Origin of the sequence: Streptomyces pseudogriseolus (assembly GCA_002154585.1) — a bacterium.
GTDB lineage: Bacteria > Actinomycetota > Actinomycetes > Streptomycetales > Streptomycetaceae > Streptomyces > Streptomyces pseudogriseolus.
The window spans coordinates 649-1,371 of the sequence record MUNG01000086.1; the positions used below are offsets into that span (position 1 = coordinate 649).

At 73.0% G+C, this 723-nt stretch carries 2 protein-coding genes; one reads left to right on the forward strand and one right to left on the reverse strand.

All coding sequences use genetic code 11. The features are described 5' to 3' along the window. Positions 1-316: NAD(P)-binding protein (locus tag CCN29_RS35710; RefSeq protein WP_442538287.1), on the reverse strand; the 316-nt coding region annotated here is incomplete at its 3' end. Between the two features lie 203 nt (positions 317-519). Between CCN29_RS35710 and CCN29_RS09305 the strand changes: the two genes are divergently transcribed. After that, positions 520-723 (forward strand): DUF6214 family protein (locus CCN29_RS09305; RefSeq protein ID WP_442538288.1); only part of this gene is annotated, 204 nt, incomplete at its 3' end.

The window sequence follows — 723 nt, forward strand, 5'->3', positions numbered from 1 at the left end:
GACGGCGGTCCGCGGCGGCGCCCACGCAGAAGACCACCGCGTGGTACAGCTCCCGCAGCCGGGCCGCCGGCACCCCGTCCGGCCCGACCGGCACCGCGCCGAGGAACCGCACCCGCTCGTGCTCCAGCACCGTGCGCAGGCCGTTCTGCAGCGACTTGATCTTCTCGTGGTCCGGGGCCACACCGTAGCGGACCAGGCCGTAGGGGCAGGGCAGGCGGTCCAGGACGTCGACCCGCGCCCCGGGGTCGAGCTGGACGAGATGCTGGGCGGTGTAGCACCCGCTGGGTCCGCTTCCGACGACGGCGACACGCAGCACGGGGAACTCCTCACCCCGAGGGGGACCGGCGGGACACCGCCGGCGCCTCCCAGCATGGCACCGCCCGCACTCCGCTGACAGGGTGCCGTCCGCCGTCCGGGGTGCGTGTTCCTACGGAGGGAAACTGATCACCCCGTTACGTTGCCTGTGTGCTCGAGGCATCCTTTCTTCAACTTTCCGATCGCTCTCCGGCGGAGGGTGCGGTGTCCGTGTGGCCCGCGTGGGAGGTGCGGGAGGGCGAGCGCTCCACCCGGTGGCTCCATGTGCGGCTGGCCTTCCGTGACGGGGCCACGATCGAGGCACTGGCGTCCGTGGGCGAGGGCTGGGTCGGTGTGGAGGACGTCCAGGCCCGCCCCGCGCTCGCGCTGGAGGACCTGGCCGTGTTCGCCGACTGGATCGAGGGCCCG